This window comes from Butyrivibrio proteoclasticus B316 (assembly GCF_000145035.1).
Taxonomy (GTDB): Bacteria; Bacillota; Clostridia; order Lachnospirales; family Lachnospiraceae; genus Butyrivibrio; species Butyrivibrio proteoclasticus.
Genome location: NC_014387.1, coordinates 2,252,289 through 2,273,247 on the forward strand (window position 1 = coordinate 2,252,289; position 20,959 = coordinate 2,273,247).

Annotated in this window: 17 protein-coding genes and 1 tRNA gene; 1 reads left to right on the forward strand and 17 read right to left on the reverse strand. The window is 40.7% G+C overall.

The annotated features are described in order from the left end of the window. Positions 1-177: 177 nt before the first annotated feature. Positions 178-251: transfer RNA gene (locus BPR_RS09325), tRNA-Met, on the forward strand. A gap of 157 nt (positions 252-408) precedes the next feature. Here the strand turns inward: BPR_RS09325 and BPR_RS19805 are convergent. The 17 genes from BPR_RS19805 to BPR_RS09410 all read right to left on the reverse strand — a co-directional run bounded on the left by BPR_RS19805 (position 409) and on the right by BPR_RS09410 (position 20,954). Further along, on the reverse strand, positions 409-2,043 hold the full coding sequence (locus tag BPR_RS19805) for an SGNH/GDSL hydrolase family protein (protein ID WP_052301815.1): 1,635 nt from the start codon (positions 2,041-2,043) through the stop codon (positions 409-411). A 23-nt stretch (positions 2,044-2,066) separates the two neighbouring features. Next, on the reverse strand, positions 2,067-3,038 hold the full coding sequence (locus BPR_RS09335) for a YwqG family protein (protein ID WP_013281232.1): 972 nt from the start codon (positions 3,036-3,038) through the stop codon (positions 2,067-2,069). Continuing rightward, positions 3,039-4,076 carry an alpha/beta hydrolase gene (locus BPR_RS09340; RefSeq protein ID WP_052301816.1) on the reverse strand — a complete coding sequence of 346 codons (1,038 nt, stop codon included), beginning with the start codon at positions 4,074-4,076 and terminating at the stop codon, positions 3,039-3,041. It lies immediately after the preceding gene. Between the two features lie 632 nt (positions 4,077-4,708). Continuing rightward, complete coding sequence (locus BPR_RS09345) at positions 4,709-5,794, reverse strand: sensor histidine kinase (RefSeq protein WP_013281234.1); 1,086 nt, start codon at positions 5,792-5,794, stop codon at positions 4,709-4,711. Between the two features lie 20 nt (positions 5,795-5,814). Next, positions 5,815-6,504 (reverse strand): response regulator transcription factor, encoded by a 690-nt coding sequence (locus tag BPR_RS09350; RefSeq protein WP_042256852.1) that lies wholly within the window; start codon positions 6,502-6,504, stop codon positions 5,815-5,817. A 67-nt stretch (positions 6,505-6,571) separates the two neighbouring features. Then, positions 6,572-7,357 (reverse strand): DUF975 family protein, encoded by a 786-nt coding sequence (locus tag BPR_RS09355; protein ID WP_013281236.1) that lies wholly within the window; start codon positions 7,355-7,357, stop codon positions 6,572-6,574. A gap of 303 nt (positions 7,358-7,660) precedes the next feature. Continuing rightward, positions 7,661-8,296: a L,D-transpeptidase gene (locus BPR_RS09360; RefSeq protein ID WP_013281237.1), complete on the reverse strand. Its 636-nt coding sequence runs from the start codon at positions 8,294-8,296 to the stop codon at positions 7,661-7,663. Then, entirely contained in the window at positions 8,271-10,784 is a 2,514-nt protein-coding gene (locus BPR_RS09365; RefSeq protein ID WP_042256857.1) for an EAL domain-containing protein, read from the reverse strand. The genes BPR_RS09360 and BPR_RS09365 overlap by 26 nt, the downstream gene beginning before the upstream one ends. 131 nt (positions 10,785-10,915) lie before the next feature. Continuing rightward, on the reverse strand, positions 10,916-12,259 hold the full coding sequence (locus BPR_RS09370) for an MATE family efflux transporter (protein WP_013281239.1): 1,344 nt from the start codon (positions 12,257-12,259) through the stop codon (positions 10,916-10,918). A gap of 268 nt (positions 12,260-12,527) precedes the next feature. Continuing rightward, positions 12,528-14,297, reverse strand: coding sequence for an arginine--tRNA ligase (gene argS / locus BPR_RS09375; RefSeq protein WP_013281240.1), 1,770 nt, complete (start codon positions 14,295-14,297; stop codon positions 12,528-12,530). A 155-nt stretch (positions 14,298-14,452) separates the two neighbouring features. Next, the gene (locus tag BPR_RS09380) at positions 14,453-14,875 is read right to left on the reverse strand and encodes a hypothetical protein (RefSeq protein WP_042256859.1); all 423 of its coding nucleotides are present in this window, start codon (positions 14,873-14,875) and stop codon (positions 14,453-14,455) included. Continuing rightward, positions 14,868-15,602, reverse strand: coding sequence for an epoxyqueuosine reductase QueH (locus BPR_RS09385; RefSeq protein ID WP_013281241.1), 735 nt, complete (start codon positions 15,600-15,602; stop codon positions 14,868-14,870). Before BPR_RS09385 ends, BPR_RS09380 begins: the two co-directional genes overlap by 8 nt. A 93-nt stretch (positions 15,603-15,695) precedes the next feature. Next, on the reverse strand, positions 15,696-17,228 hold the full coding sequence (locus tag BPR_RS09390; protein ID WP_013281242.1) for a shikimate kinase: 1,533 nt from the start codon (positions 17,226-17,228) through the stop codon (positions 15,696-15,698). 612 nt (positions 17,229-17,840) lie between these two features. Then, positions 17,841-18,269, reverse strand: coding sequence for a hypothetical protein (locus BPR_RS09395; RefSeq protein ID WP_026661880.1), 429 nt, complete (start codon positions 18,267-18,269; stop codon positions 17,841-17,843). Positions 18,270-18,418: 149 nt separating this feature from the next. After that, on the reverse strand, positions 18,419-19,177 hold the full coding sequence (locus BPR_RS09400; protein WP_143754281.1) for an ABC transporter ATP-binding protein: 759 nt from the start codon (positions 19,175-19,177) through the stop codon (positions 18,419-18,421). A 167-nt stretch (positions 19,178-19,344) separates the two neighbouring features. After that, positions 19,345-20,148: an ABC transporter ATP-binding protein gene (locus tag BPR_RS09405; RefSeq protein ID WP_013281245.1), complete on the reverse strand. Its 804-nt coding sequence runs from the start codon at positions 20,146-20,148 to the stop codon at positions 19,345-19,347. Beyond that, complete coding sequence (locus tag BPR_RS09410; protein ID WP_013281246.1) at positions 20,139-20,954, reverse strand: ABC transporter permease; 816 nt, start codon at positions 20,952-20,954, stop codon at positions 20,139-20,141. Before BPR_RS09410 ends, BPR_RS09405 begins: the two co-directional genes overlap by 10 nt. Between the last annotated feature and the right edge of the window lie 5 nt (positions 20,955-20,959).

Genomic DNA, 20,959 nt, shown 5'->3' on the forward strand with positions numbered 1-20,959 from the left:
ACTACATAATTCCCTTGTTTTAGCCATATATTCTATTGTATCATAAGGTTGCACTACGAATTATTGATAAATTCAAAACGTATAACTAATTTTTTATAAAAATGTTAAAAACCTTGTTGACAAGTAGCCTTGAGCGAGGTATATTATACAAGTCGGCTGCGGCGGACAACAAAATATGGCGAGATAGCTCAGCTGGCTAGAGCACGCGGTTCATACCCGCGGTGTCGAGGGTTCGAATCCCCCTCTCGCTACTAAGAGGAAAGCATTTGATGCTTTCCTTTTTTGTTGCACAAGACCGGCAAGCGAATGGATGCTTGCATACTAATTCATTTGCCGGTCGCAAGGACATAGAGCACAAATGAGCCCCTGACTTAAGTCAAGGGCTCATTTTGATAATTATCCATCTCATTACGGGTTATTTACAGTTTCTTCCTCAGAATGGCCGGCGGATCCTTCTAAAGCTTCCCCGGCGCTGTTACCGCTATTCCCGTTTTCCTCTTTTTCTCCTTCCTTTTTCTCGGACTCTTCCTTATTTTCTTCCTCAACTTTCTTTTTTTCTTCCTCTTCAGCTTTCTTTTTCTCTTCTTCAGCCTTCTTTTGTTCTTCCTCTTCGGCTTTCTTTTTCTCTTCTTCAGCCTTCTTTTGTTCTTCCTCTTCGGCCTTCTTTTTTTCTTCTTCAGCCTTCTTTTGTTCTTCTTCGGCTTTCTTCTTTTCTTCTTCGGCTTTCTTTTTCTCTTCCTCTTCAGCCTTCTTTTTCTCTTCTTCGGCTTTCTTCTTTTCTTCCTCGGCCTTCTTTTCCTCTTCAGCTTTCTTTTTCTTTTCTTCTTCAGCTTTCTTCTTTTCTTCCTCAGCCTTCTTCTTTTCTTCCTCAGCCTTCTTCTTTTCTTCCTCAGCCTTCTTCTTTTCTTCCTCAGCCTTCTTCTTTTCTAATTCCTCTTCAGTTTCCGAACTACTTTCAGTGGAAGCATCTGAGGCAGTCTGATTTTCTGGGGTCCCCATCATCATGTCCATAAGATCCTGGATCTTGCCTTCATCAATTCCGGAACCATCATCCATCGTAACTTTCATCCTATTTGGATCAGGCTTGATATATTTAACTACATACTTACCTTCATCAGATATTCCGGGCACAGGATGCTCTACTATGTACCTGAATATCGCTTCACACCCTTTTCCGGAATAATGAAGTCCATCACCGCCGTTATACTCTGGCTTGACCTGTCCGTTTGATCCTTTGAGGATTTCAGCAATATCGAGATAAAAAATATGCTTCTGTCTTGCGGTTTCCAGTAAAAACGCATTGTATTTGTCTATCCATGCGTTCTGAACACTATTTTTGTAGATTCCGTTATCATCGACAGGGCCTATAGCTACAAGTACAATATTGGAATTAGGCGCCATCTTGGCTACACTGTCTATAAGAGAAATAAATGTATTCTGATAGTGCGACTCGCTGGAATCATTGATCCCGTTTACTCCCAGGAGAATATAGATGACCGGAGCCTGATGCGACGACAGATACGACTTTAAAGTATATTCTTTGCCGGCATTGTTAATAAATTTATTGGATGCAAATGCCGGATGTGATATGCCAATCTGCGCAAGAGCAGCATCGTCATTGAAAAAGCCGTAGTTAACCATCGCAACTGTTCTGGAATCACCGAGGAATACGCATCTGTTAAGATATCCATCCTTGGCATTTTCTTTTTTCGCAAGCACAGTTGTATCCGGAGTAGATTCAGCCTTCATCCCCTCAGTGGCAGTCTCAACTACGGGCATATCTTCCTCACCAGAAGCTACATTCATAGTTTCTTCGCCGGCAGCCATTTCCTCACTTGCAACCTGGGTTTCACTGCCATTCTCTCTCCAAGCAATAAACACGGGACTTTTTATGAACATAACGAGCAGAATGATCACAAATAAAGCCGCAATCACGACCGATGAGATGATGGTAATATTCTTTCCACCAAGGCCCTGCATGATTTCTTTGAAGCAGCTTCTCTTTGTCCCGTTATTACGTTTTCTGAAATTATCCTTACTCATCCGGATACTTTTTCCTCCATGAATTAATAACAATCCCAATTATATACTACTTTATCGAAATCCAGGTTTTTGAGATTTTCTTCACTTATAAAGAATCCACCAACACCGGAATCTCCCCACATGATGTCTTTATAATCTGAGTCCATCTGGAAAAGGAGAATGTCGTTCTCGCCGTTATCCCGAGGATCCTCTTGGGTAAAGAATGGATATCCAAACATTTTATGCCCAGCATTACTAAACGCTTCAGACAGGTAATCACTGTCATCAGCATTCAAAAATCCGTACAGCTTGTAATACCCATCAATTTCCACTTCATTCATATCAATGTTATAAAGACTTTTTAGTTCTCCTGCTACTACGCTTTCAAAGGTATTACAGCTGCTGCCAATGAAGTCTGTATCTTCAGAGAAGGTTAGGCTGTAGCTCTTGGAAAGTGGCATATATTCATCATTTTCATGATCAAGATCACTTGCAGCTCTTATTCCAAGCTCTTTTACGCTTGCCTCTGTAACAGAGGGGTCAATATCCTTGTGATAAACGACTTTGTAGCCCTTTTCATCATCAAGTCCATTTATATCGTCGCAGCTTATAAAGAACTGTAAAATGCCGGTCTCAGGAAGGCGATTGTCGCTAACATCAGACAGATTTATCTGTGCAAGAAGTATAAGTTTATCGCCTTCTGAATTTACCGGATATTCCATATTGGATGGCCAATAGGGATAGCCTCCGAACTTGCTGTCTGTAAGCCCAATATCTGCCTTTTCTTCAGTTTCGATATTTATGACCTTTCTTTCTGTATCTTTTTTGATTCTCTCTATTAGAATATCAAGCTTTTCCCTCGGAATTACAAGCATGTTTTCTTTGACGAAAACGGCACCTGTAGCATCTGTATTATTACCGGTGTCATTCTTTAGATCAAACTCTGTTTTTTTTGCCTTTTCTGCGTCTCTGGCATTGGTCGCAGTAAGCGCTCTCAATATACTAAAAATCCCCATTTATCTCTCTCCTTTTTTATCATAAGCGATCTGCTTGAAAAGGTTGAACAGTCCGCTCTTGATCGCATTATTATCATGATCAGCCCCGGTAATTTCATACCAGATGTGATCTGCCCCATTGACATCAAGTATTTCATGATACTGTTTAGGGTAAGTTCCAACTACAGAATCCCTGGTCCCGCAACATACTATAAATACATTGGGAACTACTGCATCGTCAGCAAATTTCATTTCACTTTCCTGAAGCTGTCCTTCGTGAGACATGAATTTATCCTTAGTAGGTACAATTCCAGGCGCTGCAGAAATCGCGCAAACATATCCAAAAAGTTCCGGTCTTTGAAGCGTTATGAAAATAGTTTCCCTTCCACCCATTGAAAATCCGGCGAGATAAGTATTCTCTCTTCCTGTAAGAACAGAATACTCACTCTCAATATGAGGCATCAGGTCATTAACAAGATCATTTATAAAATTGTCGTACGGAAGGACGCTTTTGCTATCAAATCCTGGTTTCTGATCTGGATCAGATGTTGCATACATATTTGGGCACACCACAATAGTCTCATCTATATTTCCGTCAGCTGCCATATTTCCTACTATTTCTCTTATCTTATTGGATTTATCCTGTGAAAAAGAATATTCATCACCGAAAATGCCATGCAAGAGATATAAAACAGGATATTTTTTATCCTCACTATAGTCAGCAGGCAGCAAAATACTGTAGCCTCTTTCCATGCCACATGTTTTTGAATAATATGTTCCATGTGTAAATTCGCCATATGAAACATTGCCTCTCGTAGCTTCGTATATCACAGGACAACGATTTTCAATCTCATCATTAAGAACAAAAGTTGTATCGGCAGCCTCTGCCTCGTCCTCTGTTTTTATTCCAGTCGCAAATGAGCTTAAATCCTCGCTATCTGCAGTAGTTTCTTTATTACTTAGATTACTAGTTTCACTATCTGCAACAGCCTCATTACTACTCGCATCTGCAGTACCACTGTTTTCTTCCACAATTGCTTCATTACTACTTGTTTTCATGTCACTCTCCCCTTGTGTATTAGCGCCGCACGCACATAACACTGCGACCCAAAACGCCAATACTACGCATATACTTTTCTTTTTCATTTATTCGTAATCCCCATTCTACTACGCTATGCATGCTAAAATGAATATCGCAAGCGATATTCTCGCGCCGCGCGCGGTTGCATTTATGCAACATTTACCTATCGCGCGAGTGCGCATCCACAGCGGAGCGTTTTTAATATATTAGGAAATCCGAAGGAATTTCCTAATATATTAAAAATAATACCATCACAATCATTCGTACGTCGATGGTATTATCGCGAGTTTTACAATAATACCATGCCAATTAAATATAGACATTTGTTATTACTACATTTCTCCAGAAGAGCATGATTTTAACCAATTTATAATACCATGATTTCTTTTTTCAACTCTTTAGTATTACAAAAAGTTGTACTGTGGCGTAAATAAATTGGATTTTGTAATACCATAGAGCATATTTTACATTTGATGGTATTATCACGAGTTTTACAATAATACCATGTCAATTAAATATAGACATTTGTTATTACTACATTTTTCCCGGAGAACAGAATAGAAAAAAAGGCGGCTTTAACAGCCGCCCTCATATTATCGGCACGCTCATTTTAGCATGTGCCGTCCAATAATACTTCATCCACCAAGTCCGCCTCTATAAACTTCAGCACGAAAGCCTTAGTATAGTCCCCATACGGCTGTTTTAAGTGAATTTCATAGCCATGCATATCCATTACCTGTCTGGCTACCGATAGTCCAAGTCCGCTTCCTTCGTTCTTGGAACGAGAGTCATCATCTTTTACAAAAGGTTCAAACAATTCTTCTTCGCTCTTTTGAATCTTCTCTCCGGTATCAGCAACTGCCAAAAATTCTACGCCGGAAGTTTTCTTGATGATAAAGCCTGCTTTTATCCCAGGCTCATTATGTCTTATGATATTAATGATCAGGTTCTCTATAACTCTTTTCAGGTGCAGTTCATCTGCACTGATGTAAAAAGGATCTTCGGGAATATCTATATTTACATCAATTCCAGCCTTTTCAAGATCAGGATAAAATCCGGCAATAACCTCGGTGAGAAGCGCATGCAGGTCAACCCTCTTTCTTGTCAGAGTAAATCCTTCGCTTCCTACCCTTACATACTCAAAGAGAATAGTTATCAGCTCAGCCATTCTTTTGGATTTTGCCGCAATTGCAGATAAATACTCATTTCTCTGAGCCTCATCTTTTACCATTCCGTCTGTTATCGCGTTTGCATAACCGCTGATCGTCATGATCGGTGTTCTAAGATCATGAGCAAAATCAGATAGCATGAGATTTCTCCTTGCTTCGTAACTCTTCCGCTCTTCAATCCTCTCTTTTTCAAAAATCTCCATCTGCCTTGTGACAATTCTCGCATATATCAATATTCCAACTATGATAGGAAGAACAACAAGAAGCAGTGAAAAGAGAATAAGCAGAATGACCGTAGAAGTCTCCAGAGCGTTAAAAACAAATGCACTGTTACCACTGATCAGTCCCCATATAAAAAACGGAATACTGCTAAGTGACAGTGATGATATTTCCGGTTGTCCCAGCAAAAATCCAATGAATGGAAAAATCAAGCTATTAAAAATAATGGTAAGTATCAGCTCTATAGCAACTACAATTACCATAACAAAAACAAGATGTTTGATTAAAAAGTATTTGAACTTATCCATAATAAGCTATATTCCTCTGATCACTCTTTTTCCATACGATAGCCAAGTCCCCTGACGGTCCTGATATAGGCAGAAGGATCGTCGCAGAGTTTGGATCTGAGTTTACTGATTGCAACCATGATGTTATTGTCTGCAACGACGTAGGTATCGCCCCAGACGTACTCATATATCTTTTCCTTGGTAAAAACTTTTCCCGGATTTTCCATGAATAGTTCCATCATTTTAAGTTCATTTGAAGTAAGCTCAATCTTCTCTCCTTGGCGATATAGGATGCAAGCCTCTGTGTCGAGCTTGAGGTCGAGAAGTTCAATTATCTTACCAGTCTGAGGTTGCAAGTCTCCTTTAAGTGCGTGGAACCTCCTAAGATTGGAACGGACTCTGGCCACAGCTTCAAGTGGATTAAAAGGTTTTATCATATAATCATCTGCCCCTAGGTCAAGTCCAAGTATCTTATCAGGATCAGTGTCCCTGGCTGATATGATGATCACAGGGATGTTGTTGTTTTTGCGCATCTCCTTGAGTACATGAAAGCCATCCATTTCCGGCATCATGACATCAAGCAGGCAGAGACTAATGTCTCCGCCCGCCAATATCTTCAAGGCTTCCTGGCCATCCCCTGCTTCTGCTACAGCGTAACCTTCATTTTCCAGATATAGTTTTAGCAAGCTTCTGATCTCAGTTTCATCATCAGCAATAAGGATTTTATCCATCAATTATTCTCCTCAGCAATGAGTGTTTTATCTATCAATTATTTTCTCAGCAATGAGTGTTTATATATCAATTATTTTCCTCAGCAGCCAGGTTACCATACTCGAGTCTTTCGTATAATGCTGCATTTGTCATGTCTCTGTATGGAGTAACATAGAGCACTCCTAATACTCTGGCTGTAAGAAGAGAAAGAATCTCCCAGCCGATAAAGGAAAGGTCAAGCACAAATGCTCTCCACTTCTGTCCCTTCATAAGCTCTTTACTCTTTGCAAAAACTTCTTTCTGACTCATGTCGGGATGATCAGCAAGTATATATGGGATCATCCTATATTCATAAGACTTTATGATTCCGGGAATGATCAGCAATAATCCCCAAAGAAATGTGTAAATGGTCATGAAGAAACAAATCTTAACAATATTCAGATAATTATTATCAAAAGCAAATGCTACTTCACTGAACTTGGCTTTTTGATTAAGATTTCTCAGAAAAAAACGTCTACAACCAACTTCAAAGGGATTAACCAGAAATGCCATGAATGCAAGTGCAGATCCAACGCCTACTATTCCAACAATTACTGCAAGAACAGCAAGTACAGCTTTTGCTGCAGGTGGAAGTTCAACTTGTTTATTGCCTAAGCTGTGCTCGTTAATGGTATCTTCTGCTGTTTCAGTCATAGTTGTAACTGCAGATTTTTCTCCCCTGTCATTTGCCGGATTTGATCTTCCCCTGCCTGCAACTGATCCTGAAGTTCCTATGACGAGTATTACCAGTACAAGGCTTACCAGAACAGTCTTCCAGTAATTAAACAAAAATGCTTTTTTTCCTTTTTCCTTAAGTTCTTTTCTTGTCCACATATTTTTTCCTCCGTTTATGAATGCGCCAATTATATGCTTGTCATTTGGTGTTGTTATCTTATGAAGCAAGGATAACAGATAAACCTTTCTGCTAATCGAAAAGAACCTTAACAAAACCTTAACGCTTTCATAAACTTAAAATGCAGGGATTTCTGAGTGTTTATGCCCTTCTTTAAAATTATAATTTAGCAGAGCATTTTTATCATTAAAAAAATCCCGAGAAATATAAAAAGCCTCAATGAAAACAATTTATCATTGAGACTTTTCCTGATTTCCTATGTATGAAGCAAACTACACCATTTCTCAGTGCACCACAACCATTGTTCCGACGCTGACCATATCGTAAAGAGTATTGGCAACGTCACTTGGAAGATTGACACATCCGTGGGAGCCGTTGTAGGTGTAGATATCTCCGCCAAATTCGCTTCTCCAGCTGGCATCGTGAAGTCCTACAGCGCCTGTAAATCTCATCCATCTGTTGACCCATACATTCCAGGTTGGGCCTACAAGGTATTTGCCGGGAATCTTTGAGTCAATGAAGAATACGCCCCTTGGAGTTCCATTGCCATTTTGGGTGTTCCCTGTTACAACAGCTGAAGACAATACAGATACGCCATCGACATAGTAGTTCATAGTCTGATTATCGATATCGACATCTACATAAGTTGAAGGCACGTCTTGAGAAATCTGCTGCCCATTTTGTGCAGCTATCATATCTTCTCTGTTCTTATATCTGTGCTCGTTTACTCCAAAAGTCAGATAATGACTATAAAGTGCATTTGGATTAGTGCCATAGGCAGCTACAACATCAGGATACTGGGCCGCATAAAAATCAGGGTCAAAATCCCCGGCCTTGGCACTTAATGAAATAGTGCACATAACTCCCACAAACACCAGTATAGCAGCAATTCTTTTACTTAAGAAAATCCATTTTCTCATTCCGGCACTTCCTTTCCTCACTCTGAGCCATAAATTTGATGGCTTCATCAGCTTCAAGAGGCTTACTAAAGTAATATCCCTGAACAGCATCCGCCTTGAATTCCCTAAGCCTCTCATACTGCCATTTTTCTTCTACGCCCTCGATGATGATAGTTTTATTAATGTCATGAACAAGCTTAATCACATCACCGATGAAGTTGTCCTTGCCAGGCACAAGATAGGCATCTACAAGAGATTTATCGAGCTTGATCTCATCGATTGGGATATAGATCAAATATCCAAGAGACGAATAGCCCGTTCCAAAATCATCCATAAGGATCCTGAATCCCATATCTTTGAATTCATCAAAGAGCTTCTGGGTCTGAATATTCTGTTCTATCAAAAGAGATTCCGTAATCTCTATCTGAATGAACTTATGCGAAATATCATATTGATCCATAAGCATTTTTATAAAATTCATAAATCCCAGATCATTAACCTGTTTGGATGAGAAATTGATTGATATAGGAATAAGCTCTTTTCCCTGATCTCTCCACAGAGCCATCTGCCTGATAACCTGCTCAGTAACCATTCTGCCAAGTCTTATTACCCATCCGTTCTTTTCTATGATCGGAATAAAAGTGCTGGGCCCGCTTTGAATATTCCTTGCTCTCACCAAAGCTTCAAAGCCAATTGTCTTGCCTGTTGCAGTCTCAATCTTGGGTTGATATACCATGTAAAAGAGATTTTCATCAAAAGCTTCTGTAACGAGTGCCTTGAGTCTATTCTCCTCCTGAATCTTTCTCTGCATCTCATCAGCATAGACAAATGCTGTATTTTTGCCGTGTTCCTTGGCCTCATACATTGCTATTTCCGCATTTATGATATGCTGCTCAGGATTGCTGGCTCCATCTGAATTAGAAACTCCTACACTGGCAGACAAAGCCAAAGTCTCCTCGCCGGCTACTATCGGTTCTCTGAATATTTCGAGAATCTGCCGTACTTCTTTGGAGTCCACATCAAGCTTCACATCCGGAACCATGACTATGAACTCGTCGCCTCCATATCTTCCAACCTGCCATTTTTGTTCTTCCGCCAAATTCTTGAGCTCTTTAGCCAGATGTTTGATTATTTGATCCGCCATTACATGGCCATAGTTCTCATTTATGACCTTAAATCCATCGATATCTATCATCATGATGGCGTATTTCTCATCTTTTTGAAGTATTCTGCCAAGAGTTTCAACGATTGCTCTTCTATTCAAAAGATCAGAAAGCTCGTCATGGTCTGCCTGATATTTGAGCTTACTTCCTGTATTCTTGAGATTATCTGCAAAGGTCTTTAACTGCTCATTAGCATTTTTTTGAAGATTTGCTGTCATGTTTGCAGAGATAATAAGCATTAAAAGAGCTGACACGATCAGAACAGATGCCGGTATTATCTTTTTATAATATTCAAATGGACTTATAGGTTTATTGACATACGACGTGTTTGCTGGAAGAACGCTCTCATCTACGCCATATTTCTGCATAAGCTCATAGTTAAACTCAGATTTACTGGGCGTCTCAAGGTCGAGAGGATACTCTGAAATGTCCGTGCCATTTTCCAGGATGTCGACAACAATCTGTCCTGCATCCCTGGTCTGAGCGATGAAGTCCATATAAACACCGCCCAGAACGCCCTGGTTTCTTCCGCCTGAATAGTTTCTGATTATGGGAACTTTTGCGTTCATAACAACAGTGTTAGTTCGATTCAGCATAGAATATGTATTTCCATAACGGTCGTTGTAACAGGTCATATAGAAAAGAATTGAATCTTCGGGAAGGTTTCTGAGAAGCCCGATAAGTTCTGCCTGAGTAAACTCAGCAGTATCAATATCACGGAATACGTAATCAGGATATTTCTGGTCATAGGAGAAAAAAATATCCATATCAGCCGCACCAGCAGCCGATTCATCATGAAGTGCAACAAGCGTTTTTCTATCAGGCATAGCCTTCATCGCTATTTCCATGCAGTCTCGCAAGTAATCTTTTTCATAAAAGCCTGTTGCCATAGGATTTTGGGCTGCTTCTACGGCAAAATCAATATCATTTATTCCAAAAAATACCATTGGAATCCCCTCAAACAGCTCTTCCTGATAGGTCAGCGCAAATTCCAGTGCATCATCATCGCCTAAGAGAATCGCCTCATATTCCGGAGCTTTGCGAAGCCTGTCTTTAAAAAACTCATAGAAAACAAGCTTATCATTTGGAGTACCATAGCTCTTGGTATCCATATAAACTACATCAAATTCTATTCCATGGGGATAAAGAGCCTGTTTAAGCCCTTCTACCTGATCATCATATGTAAAATAAAGTGAATTATAAGCGCACAGAAATAGTACGCGGTGATTGACCTCTGTCGGTCTGCGGACATCATTCGACTGATTGTCAGAACGAATACTGAGAACAAGCGTAATAATAGCTGCAATCAGCAAAAGAATGCCGATTGCAGTTAAGGCGTAGCGCATATATAAGAAAATTTGTCTTTTTCTCTCTTGCATACGTTTTACCAAAATTTATTAAACGCAAATTCACTACACCATAATTATATTTTAGATAAGAACCTTATTTAATTAAAAAACCATTAAAATACTAATAACTATTCGACAACTTTATGGATCCATTTACCACGCATAAATCTGATTGTAAAAATGATTCCTCTAATTGCCCAATCAGCAAACATTCCAATCCATACACCCATAGCCCCCATATGAACTACGCGGATCAGGAAGGTTGCAAGTGTTACTCTGCAAAGCCACATGGTAAGTGTAGCAATTATCATAGAAAACTTGACGTCTCCTGCAGCTCTCATAGCATATGGAGTGATGAAAGACGGTGCCCACAAAAGCGGCTTGGCTATAGTGATCCATCCAAGCATATAGATACATAATGCAGCACTCTCTGCTTCCATGTGAGCCAGAATTGTCACAGGTCTTGCTATAGCATAGGTAAACAGACAGCTTACAAGTATTGCAATATATCCCCAGCCTATCATCTTCTTGGTGTAATAAATGGCTTCATCTTTTCTTCCGGCTCCAAGGCACTGACCAGTAATTGTCATAAGTCCAATACCAACGCCAATTCCAGCAACGCCGTTGACATTTTCAAATATGTTGGTCATCGCCTGAGCTGCAATAGCCATTGTACCAAGTGTTGAGACAGAGGACTGAATAGCCAGCTTACCAAACTGGAACATAGAGTTCTCTATACCGTTTGGAATACCCATTCCAAGAATACGTTTGATCTTGTCCATATCCGGTCTGATCTTGTGATACTGCCTGATAAATATCTGCTGATCATCACGCCTTAAAAGGTACAGGAGTACTACAGCTGAGAATATTCTTGATGCAAGCGTTGCTATAGCAGCACCATAAACACCAAGTCCAAAGCCCCATATCAAAAGGGCATTGCCTGCGACATTTAAGATATTAGAAACAATAGCTACATTCATAGGAAGTCTGGTATTAGACTGAGCTCTGAAAATAGCACTTCCGGCGGCTGCAAGTGAAATACCCGGATATGAAAGGATAGTCAGGATAAAGTAGATACTGGCAGCCTGATATACGTCAGGTTCAATCTGTCCAAATATCACTCTTAAAAGCCACCCTCTAAATATAAGACAAGAGAGCATAACAACAAAAGATATAAAGGCTGAAACAAGGATAACCTGTCTGGCAGCCTCGTTAGCTCTTTTCATATCTTTTTGGCCAACATATGTGGAACATATGATAACTCCGCCTGTAGCAAGGGCATTGAAGGCCTGTACTACCAGATTGTTGATGGAGTCAACAAGGGATACTCCGGAAAGAGCCGCAGCGCCAACGTTACTGACCATCATGGAATCTGCCATGCCCATGAGGGAGTTCAGGAATTGTTCAGCTATAATAGGAATCAGCAACAGGAGAAGTTTCCTGTTGCTGAACATGTGCTTGTCTTGTGTCATGATAATAATAACCTTATCTAGTCAAACTACTTTCGTTCGCGATATACGCATGGCTTCGCTTCGCTCTCGCCATGCATATATCTAGTCAAACTACTTTTGCTCGCGATATACGCATGGCTTTGCTTCGCTCTCGCCATGCTACGTCCACTCGGAAATCGACACACTCACTTCGTTCGTATGTCTTTTTTTCCTCGTGTCCGTTAAGTCATTTCATAAACACAGTTTTTTGTGCAAGCACAAAACTGTGTTTACTCATTCCTAATATCGCTCACATCCTCTCGGGGGCGTCAAAACCTAAGAGATCGATTCCGGTCTCGAGAACTTTAAGGGTTGTTGCAAGGAGGGCGATATAGCTGCTCTTCTTGTCAGGATCTGCTTCTGCAAGGATCTTGGTTCCGTGGTAGAAGCTATTAAATGCATTACTAAGATCGTAGATATATGCGCAGATTCTGTTAGGTGCAAAGTCCTTGGCTGCGCCTTCAATAGCATCTGCAAATCTTGTAAGCTGAAGCATGAGTTCTTTCATAGCCGGGCTGTCAGGATTAGCAAGAAGCGCCTCCTTGACATTGCCACCTTCTGCTTCATACTTCTTGAGGATTGACTTGATACGAACCATTGTGTAGAGGATGTATGGGCCTGTATCTCCCTCAAAGGAAGTGAATTTCTCTATATCAAAGATGTAGTCCTTGGATGGCTGGTTGGAAAGATCGCCATATTTAAGGGCAGAAAGAGCAATCTTGTGAGATGTATCTTTTGCCTCATCCTCAGGCATTTCAGGATTACCTTCCTTGATTCTGTTGTACATCTTGTCATCGATCTCAGCTATAAGATCACCAAGTGGCATTACACCGCCTGCTCTTGTCTTGAAAGGCTTGCCATCCTTGCCATTCATTGTTCCAAAGCCTACAAAATGAAGCTCTGTCTCAGGCATAACAAGCTTGGTCTTGCGAGCACATCTAAATACCTGTGTAAAGTACAGCTCCTGTCTCTTATCAACAACATAGATGATTCCCTCAGGATGATTGTCATCCATACGCTGCTTGATAGTAGCAAGGTCTGTTGTATTATAAAGAGATGCTCCATCTGACTTAAGGATCATGCATGGTGGAACTTCCTTGGTATCTGTTTCTTCTGCAACGTCAACAACAAGTGCTCCCTGGCTCTCATGAGCATATCCATGAGACTTCATGTACTCAACCATTCCTGGAATAACAGGATCAGCATCAGACTCACCCTTCCAGAGATCAAAGTTTACATTGAGGTTCTTGTAGTTCTTCTTAAGGTCTGCAAGAGAAACATTCATAATGTGGTGCCAAAGGGCTCTATAAGGCTTGTAACCATCCTGAAGCTTCTTGGTAGCATCCATAGCCTTAGCCTTGAAAGCCTCATCCTCTTTGGACTTGGCACTGGCTGCAGGGTAAATCTCACCTAGCTCTTCTACTGTAAAAGGAGCTTCCTTGGGATATGGGCCTTCATAATTCGGATCAAAGTAGCACAGATCAGGCTTTCTAACCTCGAGTTCTGTAATAACCAGACCCATCTGGAGTCCCCAATCGCCAAGGTGAGCATCACCAATTACCTTGTTACCTGTATACTTAAGGATTCTCTTAATACTCTCACCAATTACTGCAGAGCGGAGGTGACCTACGTGAAGAGACTTGGCAACGTTTGGTCCGCCGTAATCGATAATATATGTAGGCTCATGTGCAGGTCTGTCTACTCCAAAATGCTTCTCATGGAGCATCTTTACTATATATCCTCTTGCGAAATCACCACTAACTGTGATATTGAGGAATCCGGGCTTAACAGACTCAACCTTATCAAACATGCTGTTATCCTGAAGTCTGGCAGCTACATCATCTGCAATAATAAATGGAGCCTTGCCATATTTCTTGGCACCGGCCATAGCACCGTTACACTGGTATTCACACAGATCCGGTCTGTTAGAGATAGTAACTCTGCCAAGCTCCCTGTCATATCCGGCAGCTTCAAATGCATCTCCTACTTCTTTAGAAATTAGCTCAAGTACTTTTTCCAAAATCTAACCTTCTTTCCTAATAAATAAACTATCGCTATTGTGCTAAAGCCAATAACATTTTATCCATATATTTTACAACAAACAATCTACACGATTTTACCAAAGAATTCCATTTACATCAACAAACTATTTATAATCAGTGATCAAAAAGACTCTTATTCAAAAAGCTCTATAAGTTCCCATATAATATCTGCAATATCTGATAATGCATATAGACTTACAAACCATATACCCAGAACTAAAATCATAATGGTTAGCATAATGGCAAAAACAGTTCTGACAACAAAGCCAATTAAAAGCCCTTTGCTGACGCTATCCCCTGGGAATTTGACCCTTGCTATGATCAGTAATATTAAACTTGCAAGAATAAGAACCACATTTAAACCATACAGATTAAAACCACTACCACTAGAATACTCGTCAAAAAGAAGTAAAAAACTCCCCATGGCCGGCACAAATCTCGCAAGACACATGCATGCAATGGCGGCAATATTGAGCGCCCTGACAGTAGAATTGCTGTTGTCATTCGATCTTAAATTTGGTGTTACCATTACATATTTTGGTGGCTGATTATACATTTACGTTTTTCTCCTCTTTTTCTTTTTCCCTCTGTGCCTTGGAAAAACCGCATCCGCAGTAATCCTGCCTGTAGAGTCCGAATTTATGGGACAACTCTATTGAGCGTTTATATCCATTTTTCTTTTTAAAATCAGATGGAAGGAACTGTATCTGCGATATCTCTTTTCCCGGATCTGCAGCACGAGCCTGCGAGTTTATCTTCCTTGCTGCCTCCTCACCCACTTCATTAAGTACATCCGCGTTTTTAAGCGGGCTTATAGTCAGCGTTGTGGTAAAGAATTCAAAGCCGTTATCCCTTGCTATCCTGGCTGTTTCATCAAGTCTAAGCTCAAAGCACTTCCTGCACCTGTCTCCACCTTCAGGGCAATCCTCAAGCCCCTTAACAGCATGCATAAAGTCCGAAGGAACATAGTCCCCTTCCATTATCTCAATGCGCCTTGCGCGCGAATCCGAATTCATCCCTTCGAAACTGTTTTCTTCCACCTGTCTGTTATACTCAGAAATAAGCCTCTTTTCCTCTTCAACTCTTTTCCTGTACTCTCTCTCTTCAGTAATATTGGGATTGTAGAAAAAAACTGTCACATCAAAATACTCTCTTAAGTATTCAAGGCAGTACGAAGAGCATGGCGCACAACAGGCATGTAAAAGAAGCCTTGGAAACCTGTTCTCGCGCTCAAAGCCGGCTATTCTATTCTCTAATTCTCTGGAATAATTTCTCTTATTCAAAATAAAACCTCAAATCTGTAATACTGTGACTCTCAAATCATGTTCTTCCGAAGTCCGCAGTAAGTGCGGATTTCTGCAATTTCATTCTGGATGTCATACTATAACTATCCCAAGCTCCTCAATTATCCTGTCTGCGATTTCTGAAGGCGTAAGATCGTCAGTATCTATTATAAAATCAGCTGCAAGCTCGTAAATACTTCCCCGATCACTTTGCATTTTCCTGATTGTAGAAAGTGGATCAGCTGTCTTTAGAAGCGGTCTTGAATCATCATATCTAACTCTCTCATAGACGGTCTCAGGCTTTGTCCTAAGATACACCACCTTACCAAGTTCCTGCAAAAGCTCCCTGTTCTCTTTGCGCAGGACAAGGCCTCCTCCAAGGGATATTACCATTTCTCTGAAATGCTCTGATGAAGCCGTTTCCAAAAGAGCTGTCTCCATGTCTCTAAAGCTCTCTTCACCATCAGTTTCAAATATGTCACTAATGCTGCGGCCCTCAGCCTCTACTATAGCTGCGTCCGTATCAAGAAGTTCAAGGTCAAGCTTATCAGCAAGGATTTCAGAGACAGTTGTCTTACCACTTCCCATAAATCCCTCAAGGATAATATTCCTTGCGCCTGTAACCTCCATAACAAGAGACTTGTATATTTCATCTGCCTGCTCTTTGGATATCTTAACAGCCTTCTGCTCAGCATCAGTTTTCTTATCTTCACCTGATTTCTGCATTTCAGCAAAAAGCTCACTTTCAAACCACAGTTCATAAGCATCAATTGCCTGATATAAGAGCATTTTAAGTCCTGAAACCGCCTTGGCACCAGCTTCTGCTGTAAGCTTCATAAACTTGGTCTCAAGAGGCCTGTACACCATATCAATTCCCACGCTGATATGTTCATAGAATTCGCTATCCTCAATGATAGCGCTGTTTACATCAGGGAAAAGGCCTACTGAAGTACACTGAAGGGTTATAAATTTTTCTTTTTCCTCATATAAATCTCTGTAGTTCTCAATCTTCATAGGAACTACGATTTCAGGAATATCCAGGGGATCGCCTTCAGCATTTATGCCATCTGCAGTCACAAGGTCTTCACGGCTTAAATCAAAAAGTGCTCTGTTGACTTCTCCTGCCACATCCATCGCTCTCTCATAGGTTCTGTTAAGTATATATACCTTTTTTGCTCCCTTGCTGGCGCACAGAAAAGCTGCAGGTCTCGCCACGCCGCCTGCTCCCAGAATAACTACTGTCCTACCCTCAAGCTCAACGCCTTCATCCTGCATAGAATGATAAAGCCCTGTCATATCTGTGTTGTAGCCCTTAAAGCCACCATTTGGTGTTCTCACCAGAGTATTGACCGCGCCTATTGCCTTGGCAAGAGGATCTATATCCTCAAGGCATGGAATAACATCACTTTTATAGGGAATAGTGACATTAAGACCTCTTACCCCAAGAGCCAGCGCTCCCTTAACAGCATCAGAAACATCCCCTTCTGCTACCTCAAAGGGAACGTAGACCATGTTTATCCCCGTAATCTCAGCCAGGCTGTTATGTATAAGAGGTGAAAGCGTATGCCTTACAGGATTTCCTATAAGTCCACACACGTTAGTATTCCCGTCAGTAAAATTAGCCATAGTCATCCTCCCCAGATCCAGCATATTCTATCAAAACTTTATCTTTAGATAATATCTCTACATACACCTACACATATGAACATATTACGACATCTTAAATGCAAAATTCAAGACGCCATCACATATGCATTTTCTATAATGCCTTGTTTTAACTGGACTTTAAATACTATTTTTGGGCAATTTAATACCAACATTAACTCAAAGGCTATTTTGTTATTACAGATTTTGGATTTAAACACAGAATATTTGATAAAAAATAAAACCAATAGCCTGATAATCAGCGTACTGGTATTATTTTTGAAGAATTTGGTCCGCGATTTTTAATTTTTCATAATAACAATATGGGGTTATTATTCTTGCTGGTATTATTTTATTTTCGAGCATAATACCAAAGAACAAGAAATCTCTTTATTGTTATTATTATTTTAAGCAGATTAGCACAAAAAAAGAAAAGAAAACGGCTTTCTGGTTAAAAAAGTCGTTTTCTTCTCTATATAACACGCCCACTTGGCGATCTATATCATTTTGAACAAAGAGTCGCTCGCGACTCTTTCGCGCCCGAGCGGAATTGCGAAGCAATTAGTTTCATATCCGCGAGGTGCGCATGTATTATTACAGCTTGATAACAAGTCCGTCTTCTGTTCCAGTGATAATATTGCTCTGCTTACCAGTAAGATCCTTGCCGCCAACAAAGTACTGGTACTCGTGAAGAATCTTATCTCTCTGCATTCCTGATATTGCCTGCTTCATATCTTCTGAGGCAAGACCTTTCTCCCCGAAAAGATCTATAGATGAGCTGTCGTACATGCCAAAAGAAATAGCCACGTTTTCAATAGAGGCATTTTCTCTTGCAGGAAGCTCTTCAACGGTAAGATCCAGACCTTTTTTGGGTTCTTCCTTCTGAGCTTCCACAGGCTTCTCCGGTGCCTTCAAAGGAGCATTCTGCGGAGCCTGTGTACCTACCTTGATGTTATTATCAACTGCGGGAGGAATGTTGTAAGCATTATAGTTTACAAATCCATTAATTCTATCTAATGCCATTTTTCCTCTCCTTTCCAATAAAAACACTTGTTTACTAATGTATATATCGGAAAAGCAACAACAATACTTAATATAATTATACAAAAATAGCCCTAAAACACACGGTTTTTAGTATGTTTTAAGGCTTTTAATAAATATTTAATATTTAATTATTTGGTGATGCCTGCGGCCTTTAGGAGCTGTATGGTATAGTCAGCCTGAGGGTTTCTGTACACATCTCTTGTGGCGCCGTACTCGACCACATGACCGTTTTTCATTACCATTACATGATCGCTTATCTGGTATACAACCCTCAGGTCATGGGATATGAATATGATTGAAATCCCATGCTTCCTGTGCAGATTATTGAGCAGCTCCATAATCTGTGCCTGGATTGTAACATCAAGGGCTGAAACAGGTTCATCGGCAATCAGAAGCTTGGGCTCTCGCATAAGAGCTATTCCTATACATACTCGCTGCCTCTGTCCGCCGGATAACTGTGAAGGATATCTGTCTAACATGCTGAGCGGAAGCTCAATTTCCTGCATGATCTCTTCAACTCTCTTGCGGCGCTCCTCACTGGTCCACTTGCGCTCCTTGTCAACCTTGAGCGGCTCTTCAAGAAGCCATCCGATCCTCTTGGCTGGATTAAGTGAATTATATGGATCCTGGAATACCATCATGGGCCTTCCGTATTTCTGCCAGATTTCGCCCTGATAATCCTTGTTTATTCCGACAATAGCCCTTGCAAGCGTTGATTTACCACATCCTGACTCGCCGGCTATCGCAAGTACTTCACCCTCATCCATGTCAAAAGAAACATCGAAAAGAGCCTGTATTTTTTTATTTTTCCGGGAAAAGAGTTTACGCTTTCTGTTCTTGTAAAAAACATTAAGCCCAGTAACTCTTAATACTTTTTCTTTTTCCATCTGATATGACACCATTATGGCGAATCATCATATATCGCCATCTATTTATGATAAATTTATTCATTCCATAATCATATGATTCAATAATGTTACAGCAGTGCAGATTTTAGATCATATAATCCAAAAAAGCTTCAGCAGTGCAAATATATTATCATACAATCAAGGACTCACTGGTTATCCAGATCAATCTTGGGTATAGCTGCTATGAGTTTCTTGGTATAGCTGTGAATAGGCCTTGTGAACACGGTCCTGGTATCGCCGGATTCAACAATATTTCCTTTCTGCATTACTATAACTCTCTCGCAGAGCTGGCTTACAAGGCTGAGGTCATGGGAAATAAAGATAATAGATGTCCTCTTCTCTCTATTGATCTTCTTGAGAAGCTCTACTATCTGGGCCTGAACTGTTACATCAAGAGCAGTTGTCGGCTCATCAGCTATCAGAATCTGAGGATTTCCTATCATCGCAGCAGCGATCATAACCCTCTGTCTCATTCCGCCTGATAACTCATGAGGATACATATAGTAAACTTCCTCAGCATTCTCAAGTCCAACATCCTTGAGCATATCTATAGCGCGCTTCTTGCGCTCTGCCTTTTTTATCTCAGGATGATGAATGCGAAGAGGCTCCTCTACCTGCCATCCGATCCTTTTAACAGGGTTCAGACTTGTCATAGGTTCCTGGAAAATAATTGAAATCTCATCACCCTGAAAAGATCTGAGAGTTTTCCTGTCACAAGTCAAAAGGTCATGGCCTTCAAACATGATCCTGCCTGTTTTCTTGATAGCGTGTCTGCTAAGGAGGCCTGCAATAGCAAGTGCACTCATACTCTTGCCGGATCCGGACTCTCCAACTATGCCGACAATTTCACCATCAGCCAGCATCAGATCAAAATCCTCAACCGCTGTCTCCGGTGAATCTGAATCATGAAACTCTATATGGAGATCAGTAACATCAAGAATTATTCCCATCTCTTAATCCCCTCTCCCAAGAATGCAAAGCCCAAAACCATGAGCACTATAACTATACCGGGACACAGAACATAGCTGGGTCTTGTAAACATATACTGCTGTGCATCGGAAAGCATACGTCCAAGGCTGGCATATGGCGGCTGTGATCCAACTCCCAGATAAGAAAGCCCGGCCTCTGCCAGAACAGCATTGTTAAATCCAATAAGTATAGATGATGCCAAAACTCCCTTGATATTAGGAAGAATATGTAAAAAGATCATTCTAAGGTCTGAAACGCCCTGAAGTCTGGCATTCTCAATATAATCCATGTTCTTGCACCTGAGGACTTCGCCCCTTACTATTCTGGCAAAGCTAGGTACAAAGGCGATTCCAAGCGAGATAACAAGCTGAGTCCAGCCAACGCCAAATACACTGACAATTACCAGTGCCAGCAGAATACTCGGAAAAGCAAAAAGAGCATCTATTACTCTCATGGTAACCTCATCGATCATGCCTCCATAGTAGCCAGTAATAGCGCCTATTATCGTACCAACGCCGGCACCGATAATAATCGTACCAATGGCAATCATAAGTGTGACCCTGCTACCATACATAACCCTGCTGAACACATCACGTCCCATATTGTCAGTTCCCATAATATGGCGAAGAGATATTCCCTGAAGCTTCTCAGAAGCGCTCATTTTGGTAGGCTCATAAGGCATCCAGAAAATACCCAGGATTATCATCGCAAGGACAAGCCCCATAATGATCCCGCCTATCAGAACATATGGATTTTTGCTAAGTTTTCTAAGTTTTGAATTCTTCATCTTGA

What these genes read in the sequence shown, in the direction of transcription:
- BPR_RS19805 (WP_052301815.1), bottom strand. Translation starts at nt 2,043, where the DNA reads ATGAGTAAGGATAATTTCAGAAAACGTAATAACGGGACAAAGAGAAGC.
- BPR_RS09380 (WP_042256859.1), bottom strand. Translation starts at nt 14,875, where the DNA reads ATGTATAATCAGCCACCAAAATATGTAATGGTAACACCAAATTTAAGA.
- BPR_RS09405 (WP_013281245.1), bottom strand. Translation starts at nt 20,148, where the DNA reads ATGGGAATAATTCTTGATGTTACTGATCTCCATATAGAGTTTCATGAT.
- BPR_RS09395 (WP_026661880.1), bottom strand. Translation starts at nt 18,269, where the DNA reads ATGGCATTAGATAGAATTAATGGATTTGTAAACTATAATGCTTACAAC.
- BPR_RS09410 (WP_013281246.1), bottom strand. Translation starts at nt 20,954, where the DNA reads ATGAAGAATTCAAAACTTAGAAAACTTAGCAAAAATCCATATGTTCTG.
- BPR_RS09350 (WP_042256852.1), bottom strand. Translation starts at nt 6,504, where the DNA reads ATGGATAAAATCCTTATTGCTGATGATGAAACTGAGATCAGAAGCTTG.
- BPR_RS09355 (WP_013281236.1), bottom strand. Translation starts at nt 7,357, where the DNA reads ATGTGGACAAGAAAAGAACTTAAGGAAAAAGGAAAAAAAGCATTTTTG.
- BPR_RS09335 (WP_013281232.1), bottom strand. Translation starts at nt 3,038, where the DNA reads ATGGGGATTTTTAGTATATTGAGAGCGCTTACTGCGACCAATGCCAGA.
- BPR_RS09370 (WP_013281239.1), bottom strand. Translation starts at nt 12,259, where the DNA reads ATGACACAAGACAAGCACATGTTCAGCAACAGGAAACTTCTCCTGTTG.
- BPR_RS09360 (WP_013281237.1), bottom strand. Translation starts at nt 8,296, where the DNA reads ATGAGAAAATGGATTTTCTTAAGTAAAAGAATTGCTGCTATACTGGTG.
- BPR_RS09340 (WP_052301816.1), bottom strand. Translation starts at nt 4,076, where the DNA reads ATGAAAACAAGTAGTAATGAAGCAATTGTGGAAGAAAACAGTGGTACT.
- BPR_RS09345 (WP_013281234.1), bottom strand. Translation starts at nt 5,794, where the DNA reads ATGGATAAGTTCAAATACTTTTTAATCAAACATCTTGTTTTTGTTATG.
- BPR_RS09400 (WP_143754281.1), bottom strand. Translation starts at nt 19,177, where the DNA reads ATGGAAAAAGAAAAAGTATTAAGAGTTACTGGGCTTAATGTTTTTTAC.
- BPR_RS09365 (WP_042256857.1), bottom strand. Translation starts at nt 10,784, where the DNA reads ATGCGCTACGCCTTAACTGCAATCGGCATTCTTTTGCTGATTGCAGCT.
- BPR_RS09390 (WP_013281242.1), bottom strand. Translation starts at nt 17,228, where the DNA reads ATGGCTAATTTTACTGACGGGAATACTAACGTGTGTGGACTTATAGGA.